Genomic DNA, 377 nt, shown 5'->3' with positions numbered 1-377 from the left:
CCAGGAACCAAGGTAAACATAGTCTTTGCTAACCGTAAGGAAACAAAATCTGTCGAATGGGCAGAACGTATGTGGAAGGAATTACATACAGCAAAAGCGGAAAGCGTATGGTATGAGGGCAATGATAGAAAGATTACTAGGATTAGCCCTATCCAATTAAAGAAAGAAGCAAATAATGTACCTCTGAAAAAAGGAGGAGTCTACCTCCTTACTGGTGGAGTCGGTGGACTTGGGATGATTTTTTCTCGTTGGCTGGCAGAAAAGTATCACGCAAAATTAATCCTGGTCAATCGTAGTAGCTTGGAGTCAAAGAGGGACAAGCTTCAAGAATTGCGAGACATAGGAGCTGAAGTTGTGTATTTCAGTGCAGATGTGTG

The 377-nt window shown here is 42.2% G+C and carries 1 protein-coding gene; it reads left to right on the top strand.

The window, feature by feature from the left end; translation table 11 throughout:
* Window positions 1–377 (top strand): KR domain-containing protein (locus tag ACTNDN_RS25045; protein WP_441132587.1); only part of this gene is annotated, 377 nt, incomplete at both ends.

This window comes from Niallia sp. HCP3S3_B10 (genome assembly GCF_052064465.1).
Lineage (GTDB): Bacteria > Bacillota > Bacilli > Bacillales > Cytobacillaceae > Niallia > Niallia hominis.
The sequence above is the reverse complement of the archived record's forward strand: the minus strand, read 5'-3'. Positions and strand labels throughout refer to the sequence as shown.